Source organism: Sphingomonas suaedae (assembly GCF_007833215.1).
Lineage (GTDB): Bacteria > Pseudomonadota > Alphaproteobacteria > Sphingomonadales > Sphingomonadaceae > Sphingomonas > Sphingomonas suaedae.
On sequence record NZ_CP042239.1, the window covers coordinates 660,382 to 681,642 of the forward strand.

The 21,261-nt window shown below is 64.7% G+C and carries 21 protein-coding genes; 19 read left to right on the top strand and 2 right to left on the bottom strand.

Annotation, left to right across the window (positions count from 1 at the left end):
* Window positions 1-60: 60 nt before the first annotated feature.
* Window positions 61-1,698: a putative bifunctional diguanylate cyclase/phosphodiesterase gene (locus FPZ54_RS03155; protein WP_145844904.1), complete on the bottom strand. Its 1,638-nt coding sequence runs from the start codon at window positions 1,696-1,698 to the stop codon at window positions 61-63.
* Between the two features lie 242 nt (window positions 1,699-1,940).
* Here FPZ54_RS03155 and ffh point away from each other — a divergent pair, with 242 nt between their 5' ends.
* The 11 genes from ffh to FPZ54_RS03205 all read left to right on the top strand — a co-directional run bounded on the left by ffh (window position 1,941) and on the right by FPZ54_RS03205 (window position 12,072).
* Window positions 1,941-3,422, top strand: coding sequence for a signal recognition particle protein (gene ffh / locus FPZ54_RS03160; protein WP_145844906.1), 1,482 nt, complete (start codon window positions 1,941-1,943; stop codon window positions 3,420-3,422).
* Between the two features lie 114 nt (window positions 3,423-3,536).
* Window positions 3,537-4,052, top strand: a complete 516-nt coding sequence (rpsP, locus tag FPZ54_RS03165) for a 30S ribosomal protein S16 (RefSeq protein WP_145844908.1) — start codon at window positions 3,537-3,539, stop codon at window positions 4,050-4,052.
* Window positions 4,053-4,114: 62 nt separating this feature from the next.
* Window positions 4,115-4,633 (top strand): ribosome maturation factor RimM, encoded by a 519-nt coding sequence (gene rimM, locus FPZ54_RS03170; RefSeq protein ID WP_145844910.1) that lies wholly within the window; start codon window positions 4,115-4,117, stop codon window positions 4,631-4,633.
* A gap of 182 nt (window positions 4,634-4,815) precedes the next feature.
* The gene (locus tag FPZ54_RS19715) at window positions 4,816-4,974 is read left to right on the top strand and encodes a hypothetical protein (protein WP_186456894.1); all 159 of its coding nucleotides are present in this window, start codon (window positions 4,816-4,818) and stop codon (window positions 4,972-4,974) included.
* Window positions 4,975-5,145: 171 nt separating this feature from the next.
* Window positions 5,146-6,789, top strand: coding sequence for an asparagine synthase-related protein (locus FPZ54_RS03175; RefSeq protein WP_145844912.1), 1,644 nt, complete (start codon window positions 5,146-5,148; stop codon window positions 6,787-6,789).
* A gap of 5 nt (window positions 6,790-6,794) precedes the next feature.
* Window positions 6,795-7,379: an aspartyl/asparaginyl beta-hydroxylase domain-containing protein gene (locus FPZ54_RS03180; protein WP_145844913.1), complete on the top strand. Its 585-nt coding sequence runs from the start codon at window positions 6,795-6,797 to the stop codon at window positions 7,377-7,379.
* Window positions 7,376-8,011, top strand: coding sequence for a sulfotransferase family 2 domain-containing protein (locus FPZ54_RS03185; RefSeq protein ID WP_145844915.1), 636 nt, complete (start codon window positions 7,376-7,378; stop codon window positions 8,009-8,011). Before FPZ54_RS03180 ends, FPZ54_RS03185 begins: the two co-directional genes overlap by 4 nt.
* Window positions 8,008-8,904: a hypothetical protein gene (locus FPZ54_RS03190; protein ID WP_145844917.1), complete on the top strand. Its 897-nt coding sequence runs from the start codon at window positions 8,008-8,010 to the stop codon at window positions 8,902-8,904. Before FPZ54_RS03185 ends, FPZ54_RS03190 begins: the two co-directional genes overlap by 4 nt.
* Before the next feature lie 3 nt (window positions 8,905-8,907).
* Window positions 8,908-9,723: a sulfotransferase domain-containing protein gene (locus FPZ54_RS03195; RefSeq protein ID WP_145844919.1), complete on the top strand. Its 816-nt coding sequence runs from the start codon at window positions 8,908-8,910 to the stop codon at window positions 9,721-9,723.
* Window positions 9,724-9,787: 64 nt separating this feature from the next.
* A complete protein-coding gene (locus FPZ54_RS03200; RefSeq protein ID WP_145844920.1) occupies window positions 9,788-10,084 on the top strand; it encodes a PqqD family protein in 297 nt (98 codons plus the stop codon).
* Window positions 10,085-10,104: 20 nt separating this feature from the next.
* Window positions 10,105-12,072 (top strand): RiPP maturation radical SAM C-methyltransferase, encoded by a 1,968-nt coding sequence (locus FPZ54_RS03205; RefSeq protein WP_145844922.1) that lies wholly within the window; start codon window positions 10,105-10,107, stop codon window positions 12,070-12,072.
* Window positions 12,073-12,082: 10 nt separating this feature from the next.
* On the opposite strand, the gene FPZ54_RS03210 is transcribed toward FPZ54_RS03205, so the two are convergent.
* Window positions 12,083-12,382, bottom strand: a complete 300-nt coding sequence (locus tag FPZ54_RS03210) for a DUF6916 family protein (RefSeq protein ID WP_145844924.1) — start codon at window positions 12,380-12,382, stop codon at window positions 12,083-12,085.
* Window positions 12,383-12,457: 75 nt separating this feature from the next.
* On the opposite strand from FPZ54_RS03210, the gene FPZ54_RS03215 reads away from it, so the two are divergent.
* The 8 genes from FPZ54_RS03215 (at window position 12,458) to FPZ54_RS03250 (ending at window position 21,162) form a co-directional block, all read left to right on the top strand.
* Window positions 12,458-13,225, top strand: coding sequence for a 2OG-Fe(II) oxygenase (locus FPZ54_RS03215; RefSeq protein WP_186456895.1), 768 nt, complete (start codon window positions 12,458-12,460; stop codon window positions 13,223-13,225).
* 5 nt (window positions 13,226-13,230) lie between these two features.
* On the top strand, window positions 13,231-13,881 hold the full coding sequence (locus tag FPZ54_RS03220) for a hypothetical protein (RefSeq protein WP_145844928.1): 651 nt from the start codon (window positions 13,231-13,233) through the stop codon (window positions 13,879-13,881).
* Window positions 13,882-13,990: 109 nt separating this feature from the next.
* The gene (locus FPZ54_RS03225) at window positions 13,991-14,542 is read left to right on the top strand and encodes a phage tail protein (protein WP_145844929.1); all 552 of its coding nucleotides are present in this window, start codon (window positions 13,991-13,993) and stop codon (window positions 14,540-14,542) included.
* 72 nt (window positions 14,543-14,614) lie between these two features.
* Window positions 14,615-15,154: a phage tail protein gene (locus FPZ54_RS03230; protein ID WP_145844931.1), complete on the top strand. Its 540-nt coding sequence runs from the start codon at window positions 14,615-14,617 to the stop codon at window positions 15,152-15,154.
* Between the two features lie 13 nt (window positions 15,155-15,167).
* The gene (locus tag FPZ54_RS03235) at window positions 15,168-15,728 is read left to right on the top strand and encodes a phage tail protein (RefSeq protein WP_186456896.1); all 561 of its coding nucleotides are present in this window, start codon (window positions 15,168-15,170) and stop codon (window positions 15,726-15,728) included.
* A gap of 21 nt (window positions 15,729-15,749) precedes the next feature.
* On the top strand, window positions 15,750-16,280 hold the full coding sequence (locus tag FPZ54_RS03240; protein WP_145844935.1) for a GNAT family N-acetyltransferase: 531 nt from the start codon (window positions 15,750-15,752) through the stop codon (window positions 16,278-16,280).
* A 530-nt stretch (window positions 16,281-16,810) separates the two neighbouring features.
* Window positions 16,811-18,988: a polysaccharide lyase 6 family protein gene (locus FPZ54_RS03245; RefSeq protein WP_239019694.1), complete on the top strand. Its 2,178-nt coding sequence runs from the start codon at window positions 16,811-16,813 to the stop codon at window positions 18,986-18,988.
* Window positions 18,985-21,162 carry an alginate lyase family protein gene (locus FPZ54_RS03250; protein ID WP_145844937.1) on the top strand — a complete coding sequence of 726 codons (2,178 nt, stop codon included), beginning with the start codon at window positions 18,985-18,987 and terminating at the stop codon, window positions 21,160-21,162. Before FPZ54_RS03245 ends, FPZ54_RS03250 begins: the two co-directional genes overlap by 4 nt.
* The last annotated feature ends 99 nt before the right edge of the window (window positions 21,163-21,261 follow it).

A 21,261-nucleotide genomic window follows, 5' to 3' on the forward strand; every position in this document is an offset into this window, starting at 1 on the left:
GGCCCCTCCGTCAGCTGCGCTGCCACCTCCCCTGCGGGGCAGGGGAGGAATTGAATAGGGTCAGCCCGCGCGACGCTGTTGCTGTACCGGCAGTTCGGTTTCGATGGTCGACGGAGCAGGAGGCTGGACGAGCAACCGCCGCTCGGCGAGCAGGCGGCGCGCGCTCGCGACCGACAGCGGCTTGCCATAATGCCAGCCCTGCGCCTTGGCGCAGCCCAGCGCTTTCAACCGCGCTTCGATCGCGGCATCCTCGACCCCCTCGGCGGTGATCGGCAGGTTGAGGCTTTCGCCCAGGCTGACGATGGCGTTGACGATCGCGGCTGAATCGGCGCTTTCGTTGAGCGAGATGATGAAGCTCTTGTCGATCTTGATCCGGTCGAACGGAAGCGCGCGCAAATGGGCGAGCGAGGAATAGCCGGTGCCGAAATCGTCGAGCGCCAGCCGCGCACCCTGATTCTTGAGGCTGCCGACGATCGACTGGGCGAGCGAGAGATTGTCGAACAATGCGCTTTCGGTGATCTCGATTTCCAGACGGCTCGCGGGGAAGCCGGTCTCGGTCAGCACCTTGATGATCTTTTGCGCCAGCCAGGCGTCGCGCAGCTGGAAGGGCGAGATGTTGACCGACAGGGTAAGCGATGGGTCCCAGTCGCGCGCGCTGGTGAACGCCTGTTGCATCAGCGACATCGACATGTCGGCGATCATGCCGGTGTCCTCGGCGATCGGGATGAACAGTTCGGGGCTGACGAGGCCGCGTGTCGGGTGTTCCCAGCGCGCCAGCACCTCGAACCCGATGAGCTTGCCGGTCTGCAGGTCGATCTGCTGTTCGAAATAGGGCACGATCTCGCCGCGCGGGATCGCGGTGCGCAGCCCGCTTTCCAGCTCGTTGCGCGTCTGAAGCTCGCGTTCCATCGAATGATCGAACCAGGCATAGCGGTTGCGACCGGATTTCTTGGCCGCATACATGGCGATGTCCGCCGACCGCATCAGTGCGTCGATCGACTGGCAGTCGAAGTCCGAACGGGCGATTCCGACCGAGCAGCTGACGTGCAGCCGCAGCCCTTCGGCCTCGAACGGCTGTGACATCTGCGCGACCATCTTCTCCGCGATCCGCTCGATCATGTCGGGCTGGGTCGGATCGAACAGGAAGGCGCAGGCGAATTCGTCGCCACCCAGCCGCGCCGTGAGCGCGATCGGCGGCATCGCGCTCGCGATCTCGCCCGCCGCCGCACGCAGCAGCGCGTCGCCGACGGCATGGCCGTGCATGTCGTTGATCGTCTTGAAATGATCGAGGTCGATGATGAGCATCGCCATCGCCTTGCGCCGCTTCTGCGCGCGCACGAACATCGCCGCGCCCTCTTCGGCAAGGCTGCGGCGGTTGAGAAAGCCGGTCAGCGGATCGCGGCTGGCGAGCATTTGCGCCCGCTCTTCCGCCGCAGTGCGGATCCGCACCTCATTGCTGAGTCCCCGGTGGCGACGCCAACCGAACAGGATCAGCGCGACGTTGAGCAACAGCGCGATCACTAGCGTGCGATCGGCGGGAGCCGCGCCCTCCAGATAGTGGCGGAGCGTCTTGGACAGCACCGAACTGCCGGTTCCGACGAACATCAGAATCGCGGCGACACTGATCGCTCCGGTAATCAGATCCGATCCGCGCGCTGCGGACGCGCCGCGGTCGTCGTCTTCCATGTCCAGCGACATGCCGGATTTGCTCCCCTGTAAGCTCGAGCGGCAGTTATCCCATGCGGACCGTGTAGAAGGCGTTAAAGCCATAGCCGGGGGTTAAACCCGGGGGGGGTTGCGCTTATCTGCATTCGCGGCTATGCCGCTGCCCGACCGTTCCCAGGAACGCGACGACATATGCCTCCGGGCAACGCTGGCTGACGAGGTTTCGTCCGCCGGCGTTTTATGCGTTTCGGGCTTGAGGACAATGGGAGAAGCAAGTGTTTGACAGTCTGAGCGAGCGGCTTGGCGGCGTATTCGACCGTCTGAAGGGCCGTGGCGCACTGACCGAGGCAGATGTGCGGACCGCGATGCGCGAAGTGCGGATCGCGCTGCTCGAGGCTGACGTCGCGCTTCCGGTCGCGCGCAGCTTCGTCGACGGCGTCACGGAAAAGGCGGTGGGCCAGCAGGTCCTCCGCTCGATCACCCCGGGGCAGCAGGTCGTCAAGATCGTCAACGACGCGCTGGTCGAGATGCTCGGCCCGGATACCGCCGAACTGGAGCTCGACGTCACCCCGCCTGCCGTGGTGATGATGGTCGGCCTTCAGGGGTCGGGCAAGACCACCACCACCGCCAAGCTCGCGCGCCTGCTCAAGAAGCAGGGCAAGAAGGTGATGATGGCGTCGCTCGACGTCAATCGCCCCGCCGCGCAGGAACAGCTCGCCGTGCTCGGCACGCAGACCGAGGTCGCGACCCTCCCGGTGATCACCGGGCAGCAACCGGTGGATATCGCCCGCCGCGCGCTCCAGGCCGCGAAGCTTCAGGGCTTCGACGTGCTGATGCTCGATACGGCGGGCCGCCTCCACGTCGACCAGCAGCTGATGGACGAGATGAAGGCGGTTGCCGACATCGCGACCCCGCAGGAAATCCTGCTCGTCGTCGACTCGCTGACCGGCCAGGACGCAGTCAACGTCGCGCAGAACTTCTCCGACCAGGTGCCGCTGACCGGCGTGGTGCTGACCCGCATGGACGGCGATGCGCGCGGCGGCGCGGCGCTGTCGATGCGCGCGGTCACCGGAAAGCCGATCAAGTTCGCGGGCATCGGCGAAAAGCTCGATGCGATCGAGCCCTTCCACCCCTCGCGTGTCGCTGGCCGCATTCTCGGCATGGGCGACGTGGTGTCGCTGGTCGAAAAGGCTGCGCAGGCGATCGAGCAGGAAGACGCCGAAAAGATGGCGGCGCGGCTCGCCAAGGGTCAGTTCGACATGAACGACCTGCGCAGCCAGCTCGCGCAAATGCGCAAGATGGGCGGGCTCGGCGCACTCGCGGGCATGATCCCGGGCATGAAGAAGGCGCAGGCGGCGATGGCCTCCGGCAATGTCGACGAGCGCATCCTGCTCCGCATGGACGCGATGATCACGTCGATGACGCCCAAGGAGCGCGCCAAGCCCGAACTGATCAACGCCAAGCGCAAGATCCGGATCGCCAAGGGCAGCGGCACCAATGTTCAGGACGTGAACAAGCTGCTCAAGATGCACCAGGAAATGTCCACCGCGATGAAGCGCATCAAGAAGATGGGTGGGCTCAAGGGGATGCTGGGGATGCTCGGAAAGGGCGGCATGGGCGGTCTCGGCAACGCGCTGGGCGGTCCGCAAATGGGCGACATGATGGGCAAGCTTGGCGGGCCCGGGGGGCTTCCCGGCCTGCCCGGCGGCGCCGACATCCCGCCCGATCTGGCGAAGTTATTGAACAAGAAGAAGTAGAACCCCCGACCGTCACCCCGGCGAAAGCCGGGGTCTCAAGCGGGAAGGGTCCGACATCCACCAAAAGGCCCCAGCTTTCGCTGGGGTGACGAGTTAGAAAGAAGGAAGTACACAATGGCTCTTAGCATGCGTCTGTCGCGTGGCGGTTCGAAGAAGCGTCCTTATTATCGTATCGTCATCGCCGATGCGCGTTCGCCCCGCGACGGCAAGTTCATCGAGAAGATCGGCACCTATAACCCGCTCCTCGCCAAGGATTCGGACGAGCGCATCAAGCTCGACGCCGATCGTGCGAAGCACTGGCTGAGCGTCGGTGCGCAGCCGACCGACCGCGTCGCCCGCTTTCTCGACGCCGCCGGCGTCAAGGAGCGCGCCGCGAAGAACAACCCGAACAAGGGCAAGCCGGGCGAGAAGGCGACCGAGCGCGCCGAGGAGAAGGCCGAGAAGCTGAAGGCTGCTGAGGAAGCTGCCGCCGAGGCGAAGGCCGCCGCTGAAGCCGCTCCGGCCGAAGAGGCTGCAGCCGAGGAAGCGCAGGCCGAGACGGTCGAAGTCGCCGCAGAGGCAGTCGAGGAAGCGACTCCCGAGGCGGCCGCCGAAGAAACCCCCGCCGCCGAAGAAAAGGCCGAGGGCTGATCCAGCACCTCACCCTCCCGCGCGCGCGGGAGGGGCAATAGGGGAGGGCATGTCCGCCCGCGATGCCGCCTGAGACACGCTCTCCTCCGTCCCCTCCCGCACGCGGGAGGGAAGATGTCCCCGTCACGCTCGCCGTCATTATCGGCGCGCACGGCGTGACGGGCGAGGTCCGCCTCAAGGTCTTTGCGGAGAATCTGTCAGCGCATCGCGCGTTCAACAATGGCGCGCTGACACTGAAATCGGTGCGCCCCGGCAATAACGGCGCCATCGCCCGTTTCGCCGAAATCCCCGACCGGACAGCTGCGGAGAAACTGCGCGGCACCGAATTATGGGTTCCCCGCAACGCGCTCCCGCCGCTCGCAGAGGGCGAATATTATCATGCCGACCTGATCGGCCTTGCCGTCGTCTCCGACACGGGCGCCGCGATCGGGACCGTCGTTGCGGTCGAGAATTTCGGTGCGGGCGATGTGATCGAGATCGAAAGGCCCGACGGCAAGCGTTTCATGGTCCCGATGCGGCCAGAAGCGGTTCCGGCCTGGGACGATACCACGCTGGCGCTCGCCGAGGGCTGGATCGACTGATCCGCGCGTCTGCCGGCTTTCAGGATCACGCGACGAAGATTGAGACCGCATCTTCACCTATGGTTCTGATGCGAGCTTGGCGCTGCTGCCGCCCACTTGACGCTATGTGATCCGCGAGATTATTGACTATTCGTTAGATTTGTCATGTCTTTGCTTTGTCAAAGCGATCCGGGAGTGTTCCGATGAACGATTCGATGCCCAAGGCTCAGCCGCTCGCCCCCTCTGGCGAGAAACTGCCATGGACCGACCCGGAAATCGCCGAAGCGTCGATCGTCGATTATACGCGGGGCGGCGCTAGCGGCCCCACCAATATCGAGGATGCGTCTTACAGCCTGTCCTGAACCGCGTTTCCGCTGCGGCGCGCCGAAAGCGCGTCCGACGGCGGTAGGGCGATATCCTTGATTCGCCCCCCGCCATTAGGGGGCTGCCATTAGTGAATCGGCTCGCTACGGCGTTGGCCACGGCGCCGATGTTAGGGCGTGCCCGCACAATCTTTGAGCGGCATTGGCATTATGCAGGTCTCCGCTCATCATGGAATTGCGGTCGCCGCGCGGCTCGATGCGCTTGGCACACCCGATGGGCTGTCGGGGATGGATGTCGATCGACTGGACAGCGGCGGCGGTACGATCCGTATCGTAGGTACGATCCGGCTGATGGCGCGGGAAGAGCTTGCGGAAAAGCTCGGCCTTGATCGACGCGCGAAGCCCGATGATTTCACCCTGGTCTGTGCGGCGTGGCGACGATGGGGCATAGACTGCCCGTACCACCTGACCGGCGACTTCTCCTTCCTGATTTGGGACTCGCATCAGCGGATGCTGTTCGGCGCGCGCGATCCGATCGGTATCAAACCCCTGTTCTACGATCATTTCGGCAGCAGCCTGGTCGTCTCGGATAGCCTTGAAGGACTGCTGGCAAGGCATCCCGCGCTGCCCGGCATCGATCCGGTCGCGGCAAGCGCATGGCTGTCGCGACCGTTCGACGCTGCGCGCTGTCCGTCGCTGCGCCAGCGGGTGGCGCTGCTGCCCCCGGCCCATCGGCTGGTCGCGGATGCGAGCGGATGTACGATCACCCGCTACGCCAGTCTCGATGACGCGCCGGACGTGCGCTTCCGGCGGCGCAGCGATTATGACGAGGCGTTGCGAGCGCAACTCGCCATCGCCGTGGCGGATGCCGTGGGCGCCGACGATCGGATCGGCGTGCATCTTTCGGGCGGCCTCGATTCCTCCGCGATCGCCGTGCTGGCGGGGCGGATGGACTCGCCGGTGCAGCGGCCACTCGCCTATTGCTGGCAACCGACAGCGTCACCGGGCGCGGTCGAGGGGGACGATCAGCGGCTGATTCGGATGCTCGCCGAACAGGAGAAACTGTCCCTCGCCGCGGTGCCGCTTCGGGTGGCGGACGTACTCGCCCAGGTGGCGATCGATCCGGTAGACCGCTCCCTGACATCGACCCTGTTGCACGAAAGCGCGGTGCAGCGCTTGGCCGGGGCAGGGGGGGTGACGGCCCTGCTGTCCGGCTGGGGCGGCGACCAGGGCCTCAGCTATCGCGGGCATGGCCGACCGGGTCCGATCGATCGCTTGCGCCGTCGGCTGAGGCGGCGCCCCCTCCATGTCGCGCGCCGGGGCGAGACGCGTGACTATCTTGCCCCGGGTCTGGTCAAGCCCGAAGCGGAGGGGCGATCGCCGGGCGGGCAGTGGCCCTCCGCGCGGGCGGAGCAGATCGCCATGCTGACGAATCCGGGGCTGGGGGAACGCATGGCATCCTGGCACTGGGCGGGGCGCAGATACGGGATCGACTATCGCTACCCGCTGCTCGATATTCGGCTCATCCGTCTCCTTCTGGGGCTTCCCCCCGACCTGTTCCGACCCGGGCCGCACGGCCGCGATCTGGCGCGCCGGGTGCTGGCGCCGATGCTGCCTCGGGCGATCGTCAGCTATACCGACAAGACCGATCCGACGCGCATGGCGGCGAATCAGCCGACGATCGTCTCCGCGCTCCAGCGGTTGCTCCCGCGACTCGATACCGCCGACCCCGAGCGGGCGACGTTCGTCGATCGCGCGCGCCTGGCTGCGGATATCGACCGATTGATCCAGTCCGGCGAAGGCCCTACGGGATTGATTCTGCGTACCATCGCGTTCTTGAAGCTGAAGGACTGAAGCCCATGGCGCGGGTAACCAAGCCGGATAGCTATCTCCCGATTTGCGAGGTGGATGTCGCGGCACTGCGCGAGCGTCTGCTTGCCGTCGGGGAGGCAGCATGGGATGCCGAGGATGCGCGCAAGGAAAACCGCTTTTCCTGCTTCCACCATACGCGCCACATCATCGCGCGGTTCATCCCGTCGAACCGGGACCCAATGGCATTTTATGCGACCCCGTTCTGGACGGTGTGGCAGCCGCTGCTCCAGCCCATTCTCGACCGGGTCGCGTCCCACTACAGGCTGGCCGAGCCGGAGTTTCCCAAGGTCATGTTTGCGCGGCTCGCGGCCAAGGCGGGGATCGACCGACACGTCGATGGCGCCGGTTCCAATCTGCTGACGCACAAGATCCATGTGCCGCTGGTCACGAGCGAGCAAGTGTGGTTCGAAGTGGGCGATGCGCGCTTTCAGCTGCACTGCGGCCAAGCCTATGAGCTCAACAATGTGAAGCCCCATGCCGTGCGCAACGACGGCGACACGGATCGAATTCACCTGATCTTCGAGCTGTTCGACCGGTCATTGCATAGTGCGTCGGCAGAGGTTGCGCATTGATCGTATCGCACGCTCATCGCTTCGTCTTCGTCGCGGTGCCGAAGACGGGATCGCAATCGGTGCGCGCGGCGCTCCGCCCGGTGCTCGGCCCGCACGACTGGGAGCAGTGCGGACTGTTCGAACAGAGGCGCTTCCCCGTCGCCGCGCTCGCCGCGCTGGGCACCGGACACCTGACCTGCGCCGAGCTTCAACCCTATCTGTTGCCCGAGATGTGGCGCGCCTACCGGCGCTTTGCATTCGTGCGCGATCCCGTCGATCGGTTCCGCTCGCTGGTCCGCTTCTGGTTTCCTCCCGAGGGACCGTCGGCGACGCTGGACGACTGCAAGCGCATCCTGACGGACCCGGACAGCCGCGCACGGCGGCTGGTGCGTCCGCAGTCCGATTTCCTGCGCGACGCGGACGGCGCGCTGGTCGTCGACTTGATCGGCCGCCACGACAGGATGGACAGCGATTTCTCGCATATCGTAACGGCGCTCGGGCTCCCGCCGCTTGCGCTGCCGCTCCGCAACGCCTCGCGTCCGGACGCGCTTGTGCCCGAATTCGACGATGAGTTGCGCGCGATGATCGCGGATGTTTATCGCGAAGACTTTCTGCTCGCCCCGTTGACGCCGCGCGCGGCGGACGCCGCATGACCTGTCAGCACTTGTTCGGCATGGCGATCCGCTCGCCCTTTCCGTTCGATGCCCCCGCTGCGCCGCACGATGTCGCACCGGACGTGGAGATCGACCTCGCCCCGGTGCCGGACGGGCTGGTCGGGGGAAGGCGATACAATCCGCTCAACTGGGTGGCCCCCGGCCAGTTGCTTCTGACGCAGCCGGGGATTGCGCGCTATCTGGTCAGCGAAGGCCGCCATATCGGCGTCGCTCCATATCCGGGCGCGGAGCAGGCGGCACTGGCGCTTTATACCGCCGTGTCGCCGCTTGCCGGGATTCTGCACCAGCGGGGGAAGATCGTGCTGCACGCATCCGGCGTGCTGACGCGCAAGGGGGTATTGTTGTTCACCGCGCCGAGCGGAGTGGGCAAGTCGACCCTGGCCGCGGTCCTCGCCGCGCGCGGTCATGCGCTCGTGACCGACGATATGGCCGTAGTCGATCCGGAGGCGGGACGCTGGCGGGTCTTCCCCGGCCCGGCGCGGCTCAAATTATGGCCGGATTCGCTCGACGCGCTCGACGTCGATGCGGCGCCGCTCCAGCCGATCCGGGACGGCATCGCCAAGCGATTTCTGCCGATGGCCGTGCCGGGGCATTCCGGAGTGCCGCTGGCCGGGGTCGTCGGGCTCGATATCCATGGCGCGCAGGCGGGCATCACGGTGGAGCCGCTGCCGCGCGAAAAGGCCGTCGCGCTGTTGATGCACAACACGTTCCGACGGCGGATGCAGGCAGCGGCCGGCGGGGTCGAGAACAATCTCGCCCGGCTGGCGCCGCTGGCGGGCGAGGTGCCCTGCTTTGCGGCGCGACGGAGCGCTCGCACCTTCGAACTGGCGGCGCTGGCCGACGCGGTCGAGGCAATTGTCGATCGTCTGTGACACATGATCTATTGGCTCGCCTCCTATCCGCGTTCGGGCAACACCTGGTGCCGCGCGGTGCTGAGCAATCTGATGCTTCCCGCCGCCGGAGAATCGGCCGATATCCGCCGACTGGCGGCGCCGCCGACCGCGATCAGCCGCGATGCCTTCGACACCGAATTCGACTGCAGTTCTTCCGAAATGACGATCGATGAGGTCGATCGGCTTCGCCCTGACCTGTATCTGCGGCTCGCTGCGGCGGCGCGCGAGCCGTTGGTGATCAAGCTTCATTGCGCCTATCGGACCGCCAGCGACGGTCGGCCGATATTCCCGCACGCAGCAACGGCGGGAGTGGCGCTGATCGTGCGCAATCCGCTGGATGTCGCGCTGTCGCTTGCGCCGTTCCTCAGCATGACGCTCGATGAGGCGATCGACTGGATGGAACGCGAGGATGCCGAGCTCAGCCGTCAGCATATCGGCAGCACCCCCGCTCTGCCCCAGCGGATCGGATCGTGGAGCGGCCATATCGCGAGCTGGCTGGATGCCAGCAGGATGCGGCTGCATCTTGTGCGCTATGAGGATCTCCAGGCCGATCCTGTCGCGGCATTCGGCGCGCTGGCGAACTTTCTGGGCCTCGATGCCGGCCCCGACCGAATCCGCGACGCCGTGGAACGAAGCAGGTTCGACCATCTCCAGGCCCAGGAATTGCGGCATTCGGGGGACGCACGCTACTTCCGTCGAGGACAGGTCGGCGAATGGCGCGATGCGCTTTCGGCAGAGCGGCGCGAACGCCTGATCGCGGCGCATGGGCCGATGATGCGGCGGCTTGGCTATGGCTGAACCTCGACGGGCCGAAGAATTGGGCTATGATATCGGAAGTTGATTTCTTGCAGGACCCGTCCCGATGACAGCGATTGCCCCGAACGCCTCGACCCGCTTGCGGCGATCGCCAACGGCGATGAGCAGCGAACTGCCCGACGGCTTCGTTATCATGGACATTGAGAGCGGCCATTATTTCTCGCTCAACGAGACAGGCTCGGCGATTTGGGGGGCACTAGAAAATCCGGTGACCGAGGGAGAGATCGTCGACAGGCTGTGCGAGCGCTTCGACATCCCGGCTGATACGTGTCGCGCCAAGGTCGCGGACTTCCTTGATCGCCTGGGGCGGTTTCGGATCGTCGAGATCGCGCCGGCCGACTAAGCACAAGGGGGAGCCGGATCATGGACGAGCAAGCGCCGATCGACGTCCTACTCGTCAACATGCCCTTCTCGCCCACGGAACTGCCCTCCACGGGGCTTTCGTTGCTGGCCCAGTGTCTGCGCGAGGCGGGCTTTCGAGCCAAGGTCGATTATCCCAACCTTCGCCTGGAGCAGGCGATCGGCGAGTCCGCCTATGCGCGTCTGTCGCGCGGTTGGTTCGCCCATATTCTGGTCGGCGAATGGGTGTTCTCCCGCCTGCTCGCGCCGGTTGGCTCGGCCGAGATTTTTGCCGACATGATCCGCCGCCGCTTTGCCGACCAGATCTGGGCAGGGCGGCAGCCGGAACTGGTGGAGCGTGTCATAGACCGGCTTCCGGAGGTCGAGGCCGCCGCCGCCGAGCTGATCGACGCGCTGGTGGCAAAGGTCGGCGCGTTACGGCCACGGGTCGTGGGGTTCAGCAGCTGCTTTCACCAGCATGTCGCGTCGCTGGCGGCCGCGCGACGCGTAAAGGAGGCATTTCCCGAAACCCTTGTCGTGCTTGGCGGCAGCAACTGCAACGGCACGATGGGTCTCGAAACCTTCCGCCATTTCCCGTTCCTCGACGCGGTGGTGTCCGGCCCGGGCGAGATTGCGCTTCTTGAACTGGTGCGGCACCATCTGAGCGGCACTGCGATGCCCGACATGCCGGGCGTCTATCTGCGTGGACCCCGCCGTTCGACACACGAAGAGCTGGTCGATTTGACCGAGAGCGTCGCGCCCGAGCCGCTGCTCGACGGCCTGCCGCTTGTCGATTACGACGATTATTTCGATGCCTTCCCGACTGACGGCAGCCGGCGAGTGAAGCTTCCGATCGAAACGTCGCGGGGATGCTGGTGGGGACAAAAGCATCACTGCGTCTTCTGTTCGGAAAATGCGGACAGCATCAAATATCGCGTCAAGTCGTCCGATCGGGTGATCGACGAGTTTCGCTGGCTTACGGAACGCTATCCGGGCTGCGCCATCCAGGCGACGGATGAGATACTCGATCCGCGTCATATCCCGACGGTGATGCCTGAGCTTGCGAAGCTACCGGACAAGCCCAGCATCTACTTCTCGATCAAGGCGAATATTCGCAAGGATGAGCTGAAAACGCTGGTCGGCGCCGGGACCGACAGCCTGCAGGCGGGGATCGAAAGCCTGGACGACGACGTCCTGCGCGGAATGCGCAAGGGCGTGACCGCGATCCGCAATGTCCAGCTGCTCAAATGGTGCCGCGAGCTGGGCATTTCGATGCAGTGGAGCATCCTCTACGGCTTTCCGTTCGAGCGGCCCCAATCCTATACGGACATGGCTGCGCTGCTGCCGCTGCTCACCCATCTTGAACCGACCAAGCTGATCGAGGTGAAGTTGCAGCGATACAGTCCGCTGTTCCGGGAGGCCGCTCGGTTCGGGATTTCCGACATACGGCCGGATGAGAGCTACGGACATATCTATGCTCTGTCCGACGCTGTGCTGAGCGATCTTGCTTATTGGTTCTCCTACCGCTGTGAGCGGCCGGTCGCATTGCATGACTATGTCGCGCCGTTGCAGGAGGCAGCGGCGCAGTGGCGGCAAGCTGCAGGCGAAGCCTTTCTGTTCTTCACCGACGATGGCGAGCATCTGGCGATCTGCGACACGCGCCGTGTTGCATCGTGCGACTTCCATCTGCTCGAAGGACCCGCGCGCGAGATCTATCGCGCCTGCGACGCCGCACAACCGGCCCATGCGGTGTGCAAGCAGATTGCCGAGAGCTTCCCCGACGTCGATGCCGCGCGCGTCCAGGAAATTCTCGACGGGCTTGTAGCGCACCGGCTCGTCATGGAATCCGGCGGTCTCTATCTCGCATTGGCGATCGAGCTATCGACGCGCAGCCTGCCGCCCATGCCGGTAATGGCGCGGTTCGTCGGCGCGCGCGATGCGGCACTGCGCGAGCGGCAGCCGCGGCGAATGAGCGTGGCGGCGGCGGCCTGACCGGCGCGATTCAGCCGAAGACCGCCTCATAGGCGAAATTGCCGTCGGGAAGCCGGTCGATCGGGACGAGGAAGATTTCGAGCATCCCCAGCGCGTCATTTTCCAGCCGATAGCTGTGCTGCCCCAGCAGCACGTCGCGGCTCTCGCCCGCGAACGTCAGCAGAAACCCCTGGCGCATCCCGGACGGCGGCACCGTTGCAGCCACGCGGGCGGCGGTTAAGGTCAGTGCCTCGGCGTGGCCCGGATAAGCCATGCGGAACGGCTGCCCGATCAACGGCTCGAAATCTTCCAGGGTCAATCCGTCGTTCAAGAGACCCTTCCTTCCCGCTTCGGGCGTCGCTAGGCTATACCATACGACCCGACAAATATGTCCCGGAGGACCGGGGTGCAATCGCTTCTTTCCGGGCGGACCGCCGCCGAAATCAGGACCGATCCCTTTCCCCATCTTGTCGCGGCGGACTGCCTGGCGCCGGATGATTATGCGGCGCTGTGCGCGCATTTTCCGGCGGTTTCCCGCATCACCTGGAGCGGATCAGGGCCGTCGATGCGCAGCAACCGGCGCTTTGCCATGCCTGCGACGGCGCTGCTTGCCGGAGCTGACATCGCTCCGTGCTGGAAGGCATTCGCGGCACGGCACAGCGGGCCTGAATTCTTTTCGGAGGTCGCGGCCTTTTTCGACGGTTATTGGCCGGACGCGATGCTGCGCGCTCTGGGAGGGACGCTTGCAGGCCACAGCATGGGGCCGCTCGACCTCAGCGCGCCGGGGGCGTTCAAGATTCACCTCGACGCCCGCATCGAGATCAACACCCCGGTCCTGACAACGCCGTCGGTGGTGCGCGGTCCCCATCTGGACACGCCCAACCGGCTATATTCCTGCCTGTTCTACCTGCGCCACCCGGACGATGATTCGTTTGGCGGCGAGCTTCTGCTCTATCGCTGGCGGGCGAGTGCCGAGCGCCGGGTCGATTGTTATGCGCTGGATGAAGCGGAGGTGGAGGTGGCGGCGGTCATTCCCTACCGTGCCAACCAGATGGTGATATTTCCCCAGACAATCGACTCGGTGCATGGCGTCGGGCTGCGGCATCCGACGCCGCATGTCCGCCGCTATGTGTTCGTTACGGCCGAACTGGCCGATCCCTGGCTGGAGGCGTGAGAAGGATGCGTTTGCTGGTCCACGGAATGCAATCGAGCGGGGCGACGGCGTTCACCCTGATGCTGGCGCAGCGACCCGATTGCCTGGCGCTGGTCGATGTGCCCAACAATTTCGCGGCACCGCGGGTCGCCACGTCCCGCGATTTCGTGGCCAAGGTGGTGGTCACCACCGCCTATCCGCTGTCGGTCCATGTCGAGCGCTTTCGCCCGGACCGAGTCGTGCTGTTCCTGCGTGACCCGCGCGACATCTATATGAGCCTCCGCACCAAGCATTATCGCAACCATTCCGGTCTGATCGCCGAGAAATTCGCGATCCTCGACGCGTTGTTCGCGTCGCGCGACCGATTTGACGCGGTGATCGAATATGAGGACTTCGTGACACGGCATGAGTCGGTGCATGTGGCGATGCGTCGTCTCGGCTGGCCGGTCGATGCGCGCTATTACGCGTTTGAGCGACGCCATAAGGAGTTGCTGGCCGCCCTGTGGGAGCATGAGCCGGCGCTGATGGACGCGATGGATTTTGCCTTCGGCGCCGTTCGCGATGCGCATGTCTCCGAAAGACATCAGAACAAGCCCCGGGATCCGGATGTCGAAGCAGTGTTGACGAAATGGTGTCCCAGGCTTCTTTCGCATTATTGCACGCGACAGACCGCATAGTGCCGCCATATCGGTGGCAAACAATAAAAGTCACTTGGATTTCTTTGCGACCTGTATAGCATGTGCGAGCGGTAGAAACCTCGTGCTGACAGGAACCGGGGGAGGGACGATGTCGGATCCATTCTTAGGCGAAATCAAGATGTGGGCGTTTCCGTGGGCGCCAAGCGGCTGGGCCTTCTGTGATGGCGCGAATCTTCCGGTAAACCAGAATCAGGCGCTGTATTCTCTGCTCGGGGTGACGTTCGGCGGAACGGCAGGCCAGAATTTCAACCTGCCCGATCTGCGCGGGCGCACGCCCCTGGGCACCGGCGCCGGCGGATCGGTTGGCACCTACAATATGGGAAACACGGGCGGCTTGGAGGCGGTGGCGCTCACCGTCGCGACCGTGCCGCCGCACACGCACGAGGTGGTCGGCTACAGCACCGCCGCGACGACACAGTCTCCGACCGGGAATATGCTCGCGAATGTGAATAGCGCGACGTCCGGAAGCACCACGAATTTTTCCACCTTCCTGCCGGGCGGCAACTGGACCGCGAACGCAGTTCTGAATGCGGGCACCATCGATAGCGCCGGGGGCGGTACTCCCCACAACAATATGCAGCCGTTCGGCGTAACGAATTTTACGATCTGCCAATCGGGAAGCTACCCGCCGCGGAATTGATGGGCGCCGTATCTTTCTTGTCGGCATAGGTGTGAAGCACGGTTCGGCAATACCCTATCCAGGAGTTTCGACATGGATCCATATGTTGGCGAAATCCGGATGTTTGCGGGCGCCAGAGCGCCCCAGAACTGGCATTTCTGCGATGGAACGGCGCTGTCTATCCAGACCTATCAGACACTTTATTCTCTGATCGGTACCACCTACGGCGGCAGCGGTCCGACCTTCAACCTTCCCGATTTTCGAGGCAGGCTTCCAATCGGTCAGGGGCAAGGGAGTGGGCTTACCAACCGAATGATCGGCCAGTCGGGCGGGGTGTCCACTGTCGCACTGACCGAGGCCAACATCCCGGCGCATAGCCACGCCTTTAACGCCAGCACCGCGACGGCGACAACGCCCAGCGTGGCGTCTGGCGTCGGCCTGGCTACACCTACGTCACCCGTCGTGCGCTATGCTCCGCCCGGCGCGACGCCCGCCCCGACGCCGGTTTCGCTCGATGATGCTGCGATAACCGCGGCCCCAGGTGGCGGTGAGGCGCATCTTAATGTGATGCCCTATCTGGCCATCAACTATATCATTTGTGTCGATGGCCTGTATCCGATGCGGCCGAACTGACGGGAGACACCTTATGGACGGCTTTATCGGCGAAATTCGCATGATGCCCTACAATTACACGCCAATGGGCTGGCTCCCGTGCCTGGGCCAACAAGTCAACATCTATCAATATCAGGCGCTCTTTGCCGTGGTCGGTAGCATTTACGGCCCATACAACCAGCAGACTTTTTACTTGCCGGATCTTCGCGGGCGTACCGCCGTGTGCCAGGGCAATAATCCCGTCGATCTCTTTGATCCACCGCTCGGCAGCAAAGACGGTTCCGTCGGCGTCACACTGACGACGTCGAACATGTACCCGCACACCCATGGGATGAACGCCGCGACAGTACCCGCCGGCCAGCGCGTTGGAGCGGCGGCGGGCAACTGGCTCGCCGTCCCGGCGGCGGTGAATTCCAGTTCGGTCGAGATCGGTCGCGCCTTCACCCCGGCTTCGGGCGCGCAGACACCGGTCGCGCTCGCGCCAGCGACGCTGACGCCCTATCCGGGTACGGGGGGAGCGCATGAGAATCGGCAACCCTATCTCGCGATGCCCTTTTTCATCTGTTACGATGGCTTGTTCCCGACACCGAATTAGGGCCAGCCCGCGCGATTCAACATGCTGCCGCCGTTTTTTCCCGACGTCCCCAAGGGGCTGGCTGCGCGCGGCGTGACTCTGCGAGCGCGGACGCTGGACGATGAGGCGTTCCTGCGCGATGTCTATGTCGCCTATCGCTGGGCGGAGTTGGAAGCGATCGGCTGGCCCGAGGCGCAGCGGCTCGCGTTTCTTCACCAGCAACACCAGCTCCAGGATCTGCATTATCGCACCCATTATGACGGGATGGGATGGGGCATCATCGAAGTGGCGGGCGCTCGCGCAGGCCGCCTCTATCTTCTGCAGCGTGGCGGGGAGTTGCGCATCATCGACATTGCCCTGATGCCCGAATATCGCGGCATAGGCATCGGCGGAGAGTTGCTGGCTGCGATTCAGCGCCATGCGACCATTGCCGGCGCTACGCTGGTCAGTATCCATGTCGAGACAAATAATCCGGCGCTGCGACTGTACGAGCGCCTCGGCTTCATCCACGCCGAACAGCGGGGTATCTACCAGCTTCTCACTTGGAAGCCGGCGTCGGCGCCGGTCGATTGACTGGTCTACCAAGCGCGGCGCGATCTTGGCTGGCGAACATGTCCGCGCGGCCCACGCATTTGCTGCGATCGCTGAAAGGACGGTCTTGGTCCAAGTGACGGGCGTCGTCCGCGCCTTGGGCGCGGCGCTGCCGTTCTGACGGCGCCGCATCGCTCGCCTCACATCCATCGCTGCCTTGTCTGGCCACGGGCGAAGGTGATGATGTGTGATCAGGATCTGTCGTTTCTGGGCGTTGCAAGTCATTAAAGCATTGCGCGTTAACCCGCCTCATTCTTCCGTTTGTGCTGAGCTTGTCGAAGCGCTGCTCCCGCGCTCGGTGACGACGGGTATTACCCTTCGACAATGGCCAGGTGGCATGCTCCCCGGACGTTCCAGCCACAGCCGGGGGGCTTTGGGACTCTGGTCATCACGGTACACGGCTGAAGAGCGATCCAGATTGTTTATACCAATTATTCCATATGGTATAATTCGGCCTTGATTGGTTTATGCCAATTGGTTAGTCCACGTTCCAATAGACAGGAGCGGATGCGATGCGGTTGTTGGGGGCGCTGATGGGATGCGCGTTGGTGGCGCCCGCTGCTTTTGCCGCGGATCACCTTGTGACGACCCCCGCGGCTTATGCGCAGGCGGTGAAACGGGCTGCACCGGGCGACCGTATCCTGCTCGCCGACGGGGTGTGGCGTGATTTCCAGATCATTTTCGCTGGCCGCGGCACCGCCGACAAACCGATCACGCTGACCGCGCAGACGCCCGGCAAGGTAATTCTTTCCGGTCGGTCGAACCTGCGGATCGGCGGCGCGCATTTGATCGTCTCCAACCTCGTCTTTCGTGATGGCTGGTCACCGACGAAGGAACTGATTGCGCTGCGCGTCGATTCAAAAACGGTGGCGAACAACACTCGCCTTACAGGTATCGTCGTTGATCGCTTCACCAATCCCGATCGCCGCGCGCAGGACATTTGGGTCGCGATCTACGGCACCGACAATCGCGTCGATCACAGCTGGTTCGCGGGCAAGGGTAATGGCGGCGTCACCCTCGCGGTGATCCGCCCCAAGGGGCAGCCGGGGGAGAATCGCGCACGCATCGACCATAATTTCTTTGGGCCCCGTCCCCCGCTCGGCTCGAATGGCGGCGAGACGATTCGCATCGGCACCAGCGACGAATCGCTGAGCGACTCCAAGTCGACCGTCGAGAATAACTGGTTCGAAGGCTGCGATGGTGAGGTCGAGATCGTCTCGGTCAAATCGGGCGGAAACGTGATCCGCGGCAATATGGTGGTCGAATCGCAGGGCGCGATCGTGCTCCGCCACGGCAATGGCAATCTGGTCGAGCGCAACATCTTCCTCGGGCGCGGCAAGCCCTCGACCGGTGGTATCCGCGTGATCAACCGCGATCAGGTGGTGCGGCACAATTATCTTGAGAACGTCACCGGCACGTCGTTCCTCAGCGCGATCGCGGTCATGAACGGTGTCCCGAACTCGACGGTCAACCGCTATCATCAGGTCGCCAATGCGCTGATCGAGCGCAACACGATCATCGACGCCGCGCGTATCACGTTCGGTGCGGGCGCAGATGCCGAACGCAGCGCGCCGCCGGTATCGAGCCGTTTTGCGAATAACCTGATCTACACCGCATCGGGCAAAAGCATCGTGCGGGTCGATGGCGACGCATCGGGTATCGCCATGACCGGCAACGTACAGTCCGGTCCGCCGCCCAAGGGGCTGGCCGGCTTCGTCCAGGCCGACATCAAGCTGGTCCGCGCCGCCAACGGCCTGCTCTATCCCGCCGATCCCGCGCTCGCCGCGACCGGTGCGCCGCGCGATCTCGTGATGCTCAAGCGCGAGGACGCAGGACCGGCGTGGTACCCGAAGGACGCCCCCGCCAGTGTCGGACGCACGCTCGACGTCGCGCCCGGCGCGCTGGCGCAGGCGATTGCCGCGTCCGGTCCCGGCGACACGATCCGCGTTGCGCCTGGCATCCATCGCGTGACCGTGCCGATTCCGGTCGGTCATAGCCTGACCGTCTCCGGCCCGCGCACGGCGATCCTCGAAAGCGCGGCGCCGACCCTGTTCCAGCTGACCCCCGGCGGGAGCCTTTACCTCAGCGGCGTCACCCTCTCCGGCGCCGCCTCACCGACTGCGGGGCGCGCTTCCCTCATTCGCGCGCCGCAGTCGGTGAGCATTTTGAACTATCGCGTCACCCTGAGCGATGTCGCCGTGCGTGACGCCGTCGACGTGATCGCGACTACTCCGGACACCTTTGCCGAGGACGTCGCAATCCGCCGCTCGACCTTCGCCAAGGTCTCGGGTGCAGTCGTCGCCGCCGCCGCCGAAACCGGCAGCAAGGGGCTGTACAGCGCCGAACGCATCACCATCGCCGACAGCGACTTCACCGATGTTGCGACGATCGCCGACGTCGCGCGGCTCGGCACCGATGAAAGCACCTTCGGTCCGTGGTTCGTCATGACCGGCAACCGCATCATCAACGACGGGGCAGTGCGCCTGTCGGGCGTGCAGAACGTGGCGATCACCGGCAACCGCTTCGAACGCGCAAAGGCCATCGCCATCGCCAACAGCGTCGGCGCGCCGGTCGTCCGCATCACCGCCAATGTCTTCGCCGCGACGCCCGAGCCGACGATCACGCGCCTCTACCCGCAGGGGACGCCGGACATCGTGCTTGCCGACAATCAGATGGAGGCGCTGCGATGATCCGCAGGACCCTCGCCGCGCTGCTGCTTGCCACTGCGGCCCCCGCTGTTGCCCAGGACGTAGCCACCGCACCGGTCCTCACCAGCCTCGACGCCTATCGCGCCATGGCCGCCGGCGCCGAGACTGCCCCGCTGTTCGCGCGCGAACTCGCCGCTGCGCGCAAGTCGGTCGATGCCGGTATTCGCGCCGGAATCGACGTGCCGACCCCCAAGGATCGCGGCGGCGGGCCGACGCATGAGCGGCACAAGGCGAACTACAAGCTGATCCAGCAGGCGGGCACGCTCTATCGCCTGACCGGCGAGCGCAAATATGCCGACTATGTCCGCGACCTGCTGCTCGCTTATGCCAAGCTCTATCCCACGCTCGCCAACCACCCCGCCGCGTCGGATCAGGTGCCCGGGCGGCTGTTCTGGCAGAGCCTGAACGACAGCGTGTGGCTGGTCCATGCGATTCAGGGTTACGACGCCGTCCGCGTCGACCTGACCGCTGCCGAGCGCAAGACGATCGACGAACAGGTCTTCCGCCGCCTGGCCGCGTTCCTGACCAGCGAGGCGCGGACCTTCGACCGTATCCATAATCATTCGACCTGGGCCAATGCTGGGGTCGGCATGGCCGGCTATGTCCTGCGCGATCCAGTGCTGGTCGAACAGGCGCTCAAGGGCAGCGACCGCAGCGGCAAGGTCGGCTTCCTGCGCCAGCTCGACCTGCTCTTCTCCCCCGACGGCTATTATGCCGAAGGGCCTTACTACCAACGCTACGCGCTCCAGCCGTTCGTCGTGTTCGCACAGGCGATCCAGGCCAATGAGCCGGGCCGCAAGATCTTCGCCTATCGCGACGGCATCGTGCTGAAGGCGATCCGCACCGCGATTCAAACCAGCTACGGCGGCTATTTCTTCCCGATCAACGACGCGATGCCGGACAAGAGCCTCAAGACCGAGGAACTCTATCAGGGCGTCGCCATCGGCTATGCCGCGACCCGTGATCCCGGCCTGCTCGGCATCGCCAAATGGCAGAACAAGGTCGCGCTCTCTCCGCAAGGCTTCGCGGTCGCGCGCGACATCGCGGCGGGCAAGGCAAAGCCGTTCGCATTCGCTTCCACGCTGCTGCGCGACGGGCCGCAGGGCAAGGACGGCGCGCTCGCCATCCTCCGCTCCGGCCCGCAGGAACATGCGCAGGTCGTGGTCGCCAAGAACACTGCCCAGGGCATGGGCCATGGCCATTTCGACAAGCTCAATTGGCTGCTCTACGACAATGGCCAGGCGGTCGTGACCGACTATGGCGCCGCCCGCTTCCTCAATATCGAGGCGAAGGATGGCGGTCGCTACCTCCCCGAAAATGACAGCTGGGCGAAGCAAACCGTCGCGCACAACACGTTGGTCGTCAACGAAACCAGCCATTTCGACGCCAAGCTCAAGCGCGCCGAAGCCGTCGCACCGACCCAGCTCGCCTTTGTCGGCGAGGGCCCGCTGCGCTTCAGCATCGGCGAGATGGCCGGCGCCTATCCCGGCGTCACCTTCCGCCGCGCGCTGGTACAGGTCGATATGGGCAAGAACGCCCCGCTCGTCCTCGATCTGATGACGGTGAAGAATGCGGGCAAGGCGACCTACGACCTGCCGTTGCATTTCGCCGGTCACATCATCGACACCGATGTTAAGCTCGCCTCGAACGTCACAACCCGCCCGGTGCTGGGCAAGGCAAACGGCTATCAGCACCTTTGGGTCGATGCGACCGGCCAGCTTGCAAACGGGCAAGGCCGCGTCACCTGGATCAATCAGGGCCGCTTCTACAGCTATCGCATGGCGACCCCCGGCGCGCAGCTGATCGTCGCCGAGAGCGGCGCGAACGATCCGCGCTTCAACCTGCGCCGCGAGCCGGTGCTGATCCAGCGGCTGAGCGGGGCAGGGGACGCCGCGTTCCTCAGCCTGCTCGAACCGCATGGCCGCTACAACGCCGCGACCGAAACGACGACTGGCAGCCGCAGCGGCGTGGCCGGCCTGACCCTCACTGAAACCACCGGCGCACGCGTCGCGACGATCACCCTGACCGGCGGCAAGACGATCCTGATCGCCATCGCCACAGATACGACCGCGGGCAAGGCGCACAGCGTCACCGTGAACGGGCGCAAGCTCGACTGGAGCGGCCCGGTCGGCCGCTTCGATGGGACTGCCCAATGATGCGTGCGTCACGCTCGCAAAGCGCGCCTTGTTCCCCTGCGAAAGCAGGGGTCCAGGGTCACAAGCTGCGTCGCCCGTGGCCCTGGGCTCCTGCCTGCG

Bases quoted from the DNA above. Each gene is read 5' to 3' on its own strand.
- rpsP (WP_145844908.1), top strand. From the start codon at position 3,537: ATGGCTCTTAGCATGCGTCTGTCGCGTGGCGGTTCGAAGAAGCGTCCT.
- FPZ54_RS03245 (WP_239019694.1), top strand. From the start codon at position 16,811: ATGCGGTTGTTGGGGGCGCTGATGGGATGCGCGTTGGTGGCGCCCGCT.
- FPZ54_RS03235 (WP_186456896.1), top strand. From the start codon at position 15,168: ATGGACGGCTTTATCGGCGAAATTCGCATGATGCCCTACAATTACACG.
- rimM (WP_145844910.1), top strand. From the start codon at position 4,115: ATGCCGCCTGAGACACGCTCTCCTCCGTCCCCTCCCGCACGCGGGAGG.
- FPZ54_RS03155 (WP_145844904.1), bottom strand. From the start codon at position 1,698: ATGTCGCTGGACATGGAAGACGACGACCGCGGCGCGTCCGCAGCGCGC.
- FPZ54_RS03240 (WP_145844935.1), top strand. From the start codon at position 15,750: ATGCTGCCGCCGTTTTTTCCCGACGTCCCCAAGGGGCTGGCTGCGCGC.
- FPZ54_RS03250 (WP_145844937.1), top strand. From the start codon at position 18,985: ATGATCCGCAGGACCCTCGCCGCGCTGCTGCTTGCCACTGCGGCCCCC.
- FPZ54_RS03190 (WP_145844917.1), top strand. From the start codon at position 8,008: ATGACCTGTCAGCACTTGTTCGGCATGGCGATCCGCTCGCCCTTTCCG.
- FPZ54_RS03225 (WP_145844929.1), top strand. From the start codon at position 13,991: ATGTCGGATCCATTCTTAGGCGAAATCAAGATGTGGGCGTTTCCGTGG.
- FPZ54_RS03205 (WP_145844922.1), top strand. From the start codon at position 10,105: ATGGACGAGCAAGCGCCGATCGACGTCCTACTCGTCAACATGCCCTTC.
- FPZ54_RS03180 (WP_145844913.1), top strand. From the start codon at position 6,795: ATGGCGCGGGTAACCAAGCCGGATAGCTATCTCCCGATTTGCGAGGTG.
- FPZ54_RS03175 (WP_145844912.1), top strand. From the start codon at position 5,146: ATGCAGGTCTCCGCTCATCATGGAATTGCGGTCGCCGCGCGGCTCGAT.
- FPZ54_RS03200 (WP_145844920.1), top strand. From the start codon at position 9,788: ATGACAGCGATTGCCCCGAACGCCTCGACCCGCTTGCGGCGATCGCCA.
- FPZ54_RS03230 (WP_145844931.1), top strand. From the start codon at position 14,615: ATGGATCCATATGTTGGCGAAATCCGGATGTTTGCGGGCGCCAGAGCG.
- FPZ54_RS03220 (WP_145844928.1), top strand. From the start codon at position 13,231: ATGCGTTTGCTGGTCCACGGAATGCAATCGAGCGGGGCGACGGCGTTC.
- FPZ54_RS03195 (WP_145844919.1), top strand. From the start codon at position 8,908: ATGATCTATTGGCTCGCCTCCTATCCGCGTTCGGGCAACACCTGGTGC.
- FPZ54_RS19715 (WP_186456894.1), top strand. From the start codon at position 4,816: ATGAACGATTCGATGCCCAAGGCTCAGCCGCTCGCCCCCTCTGGCGAG.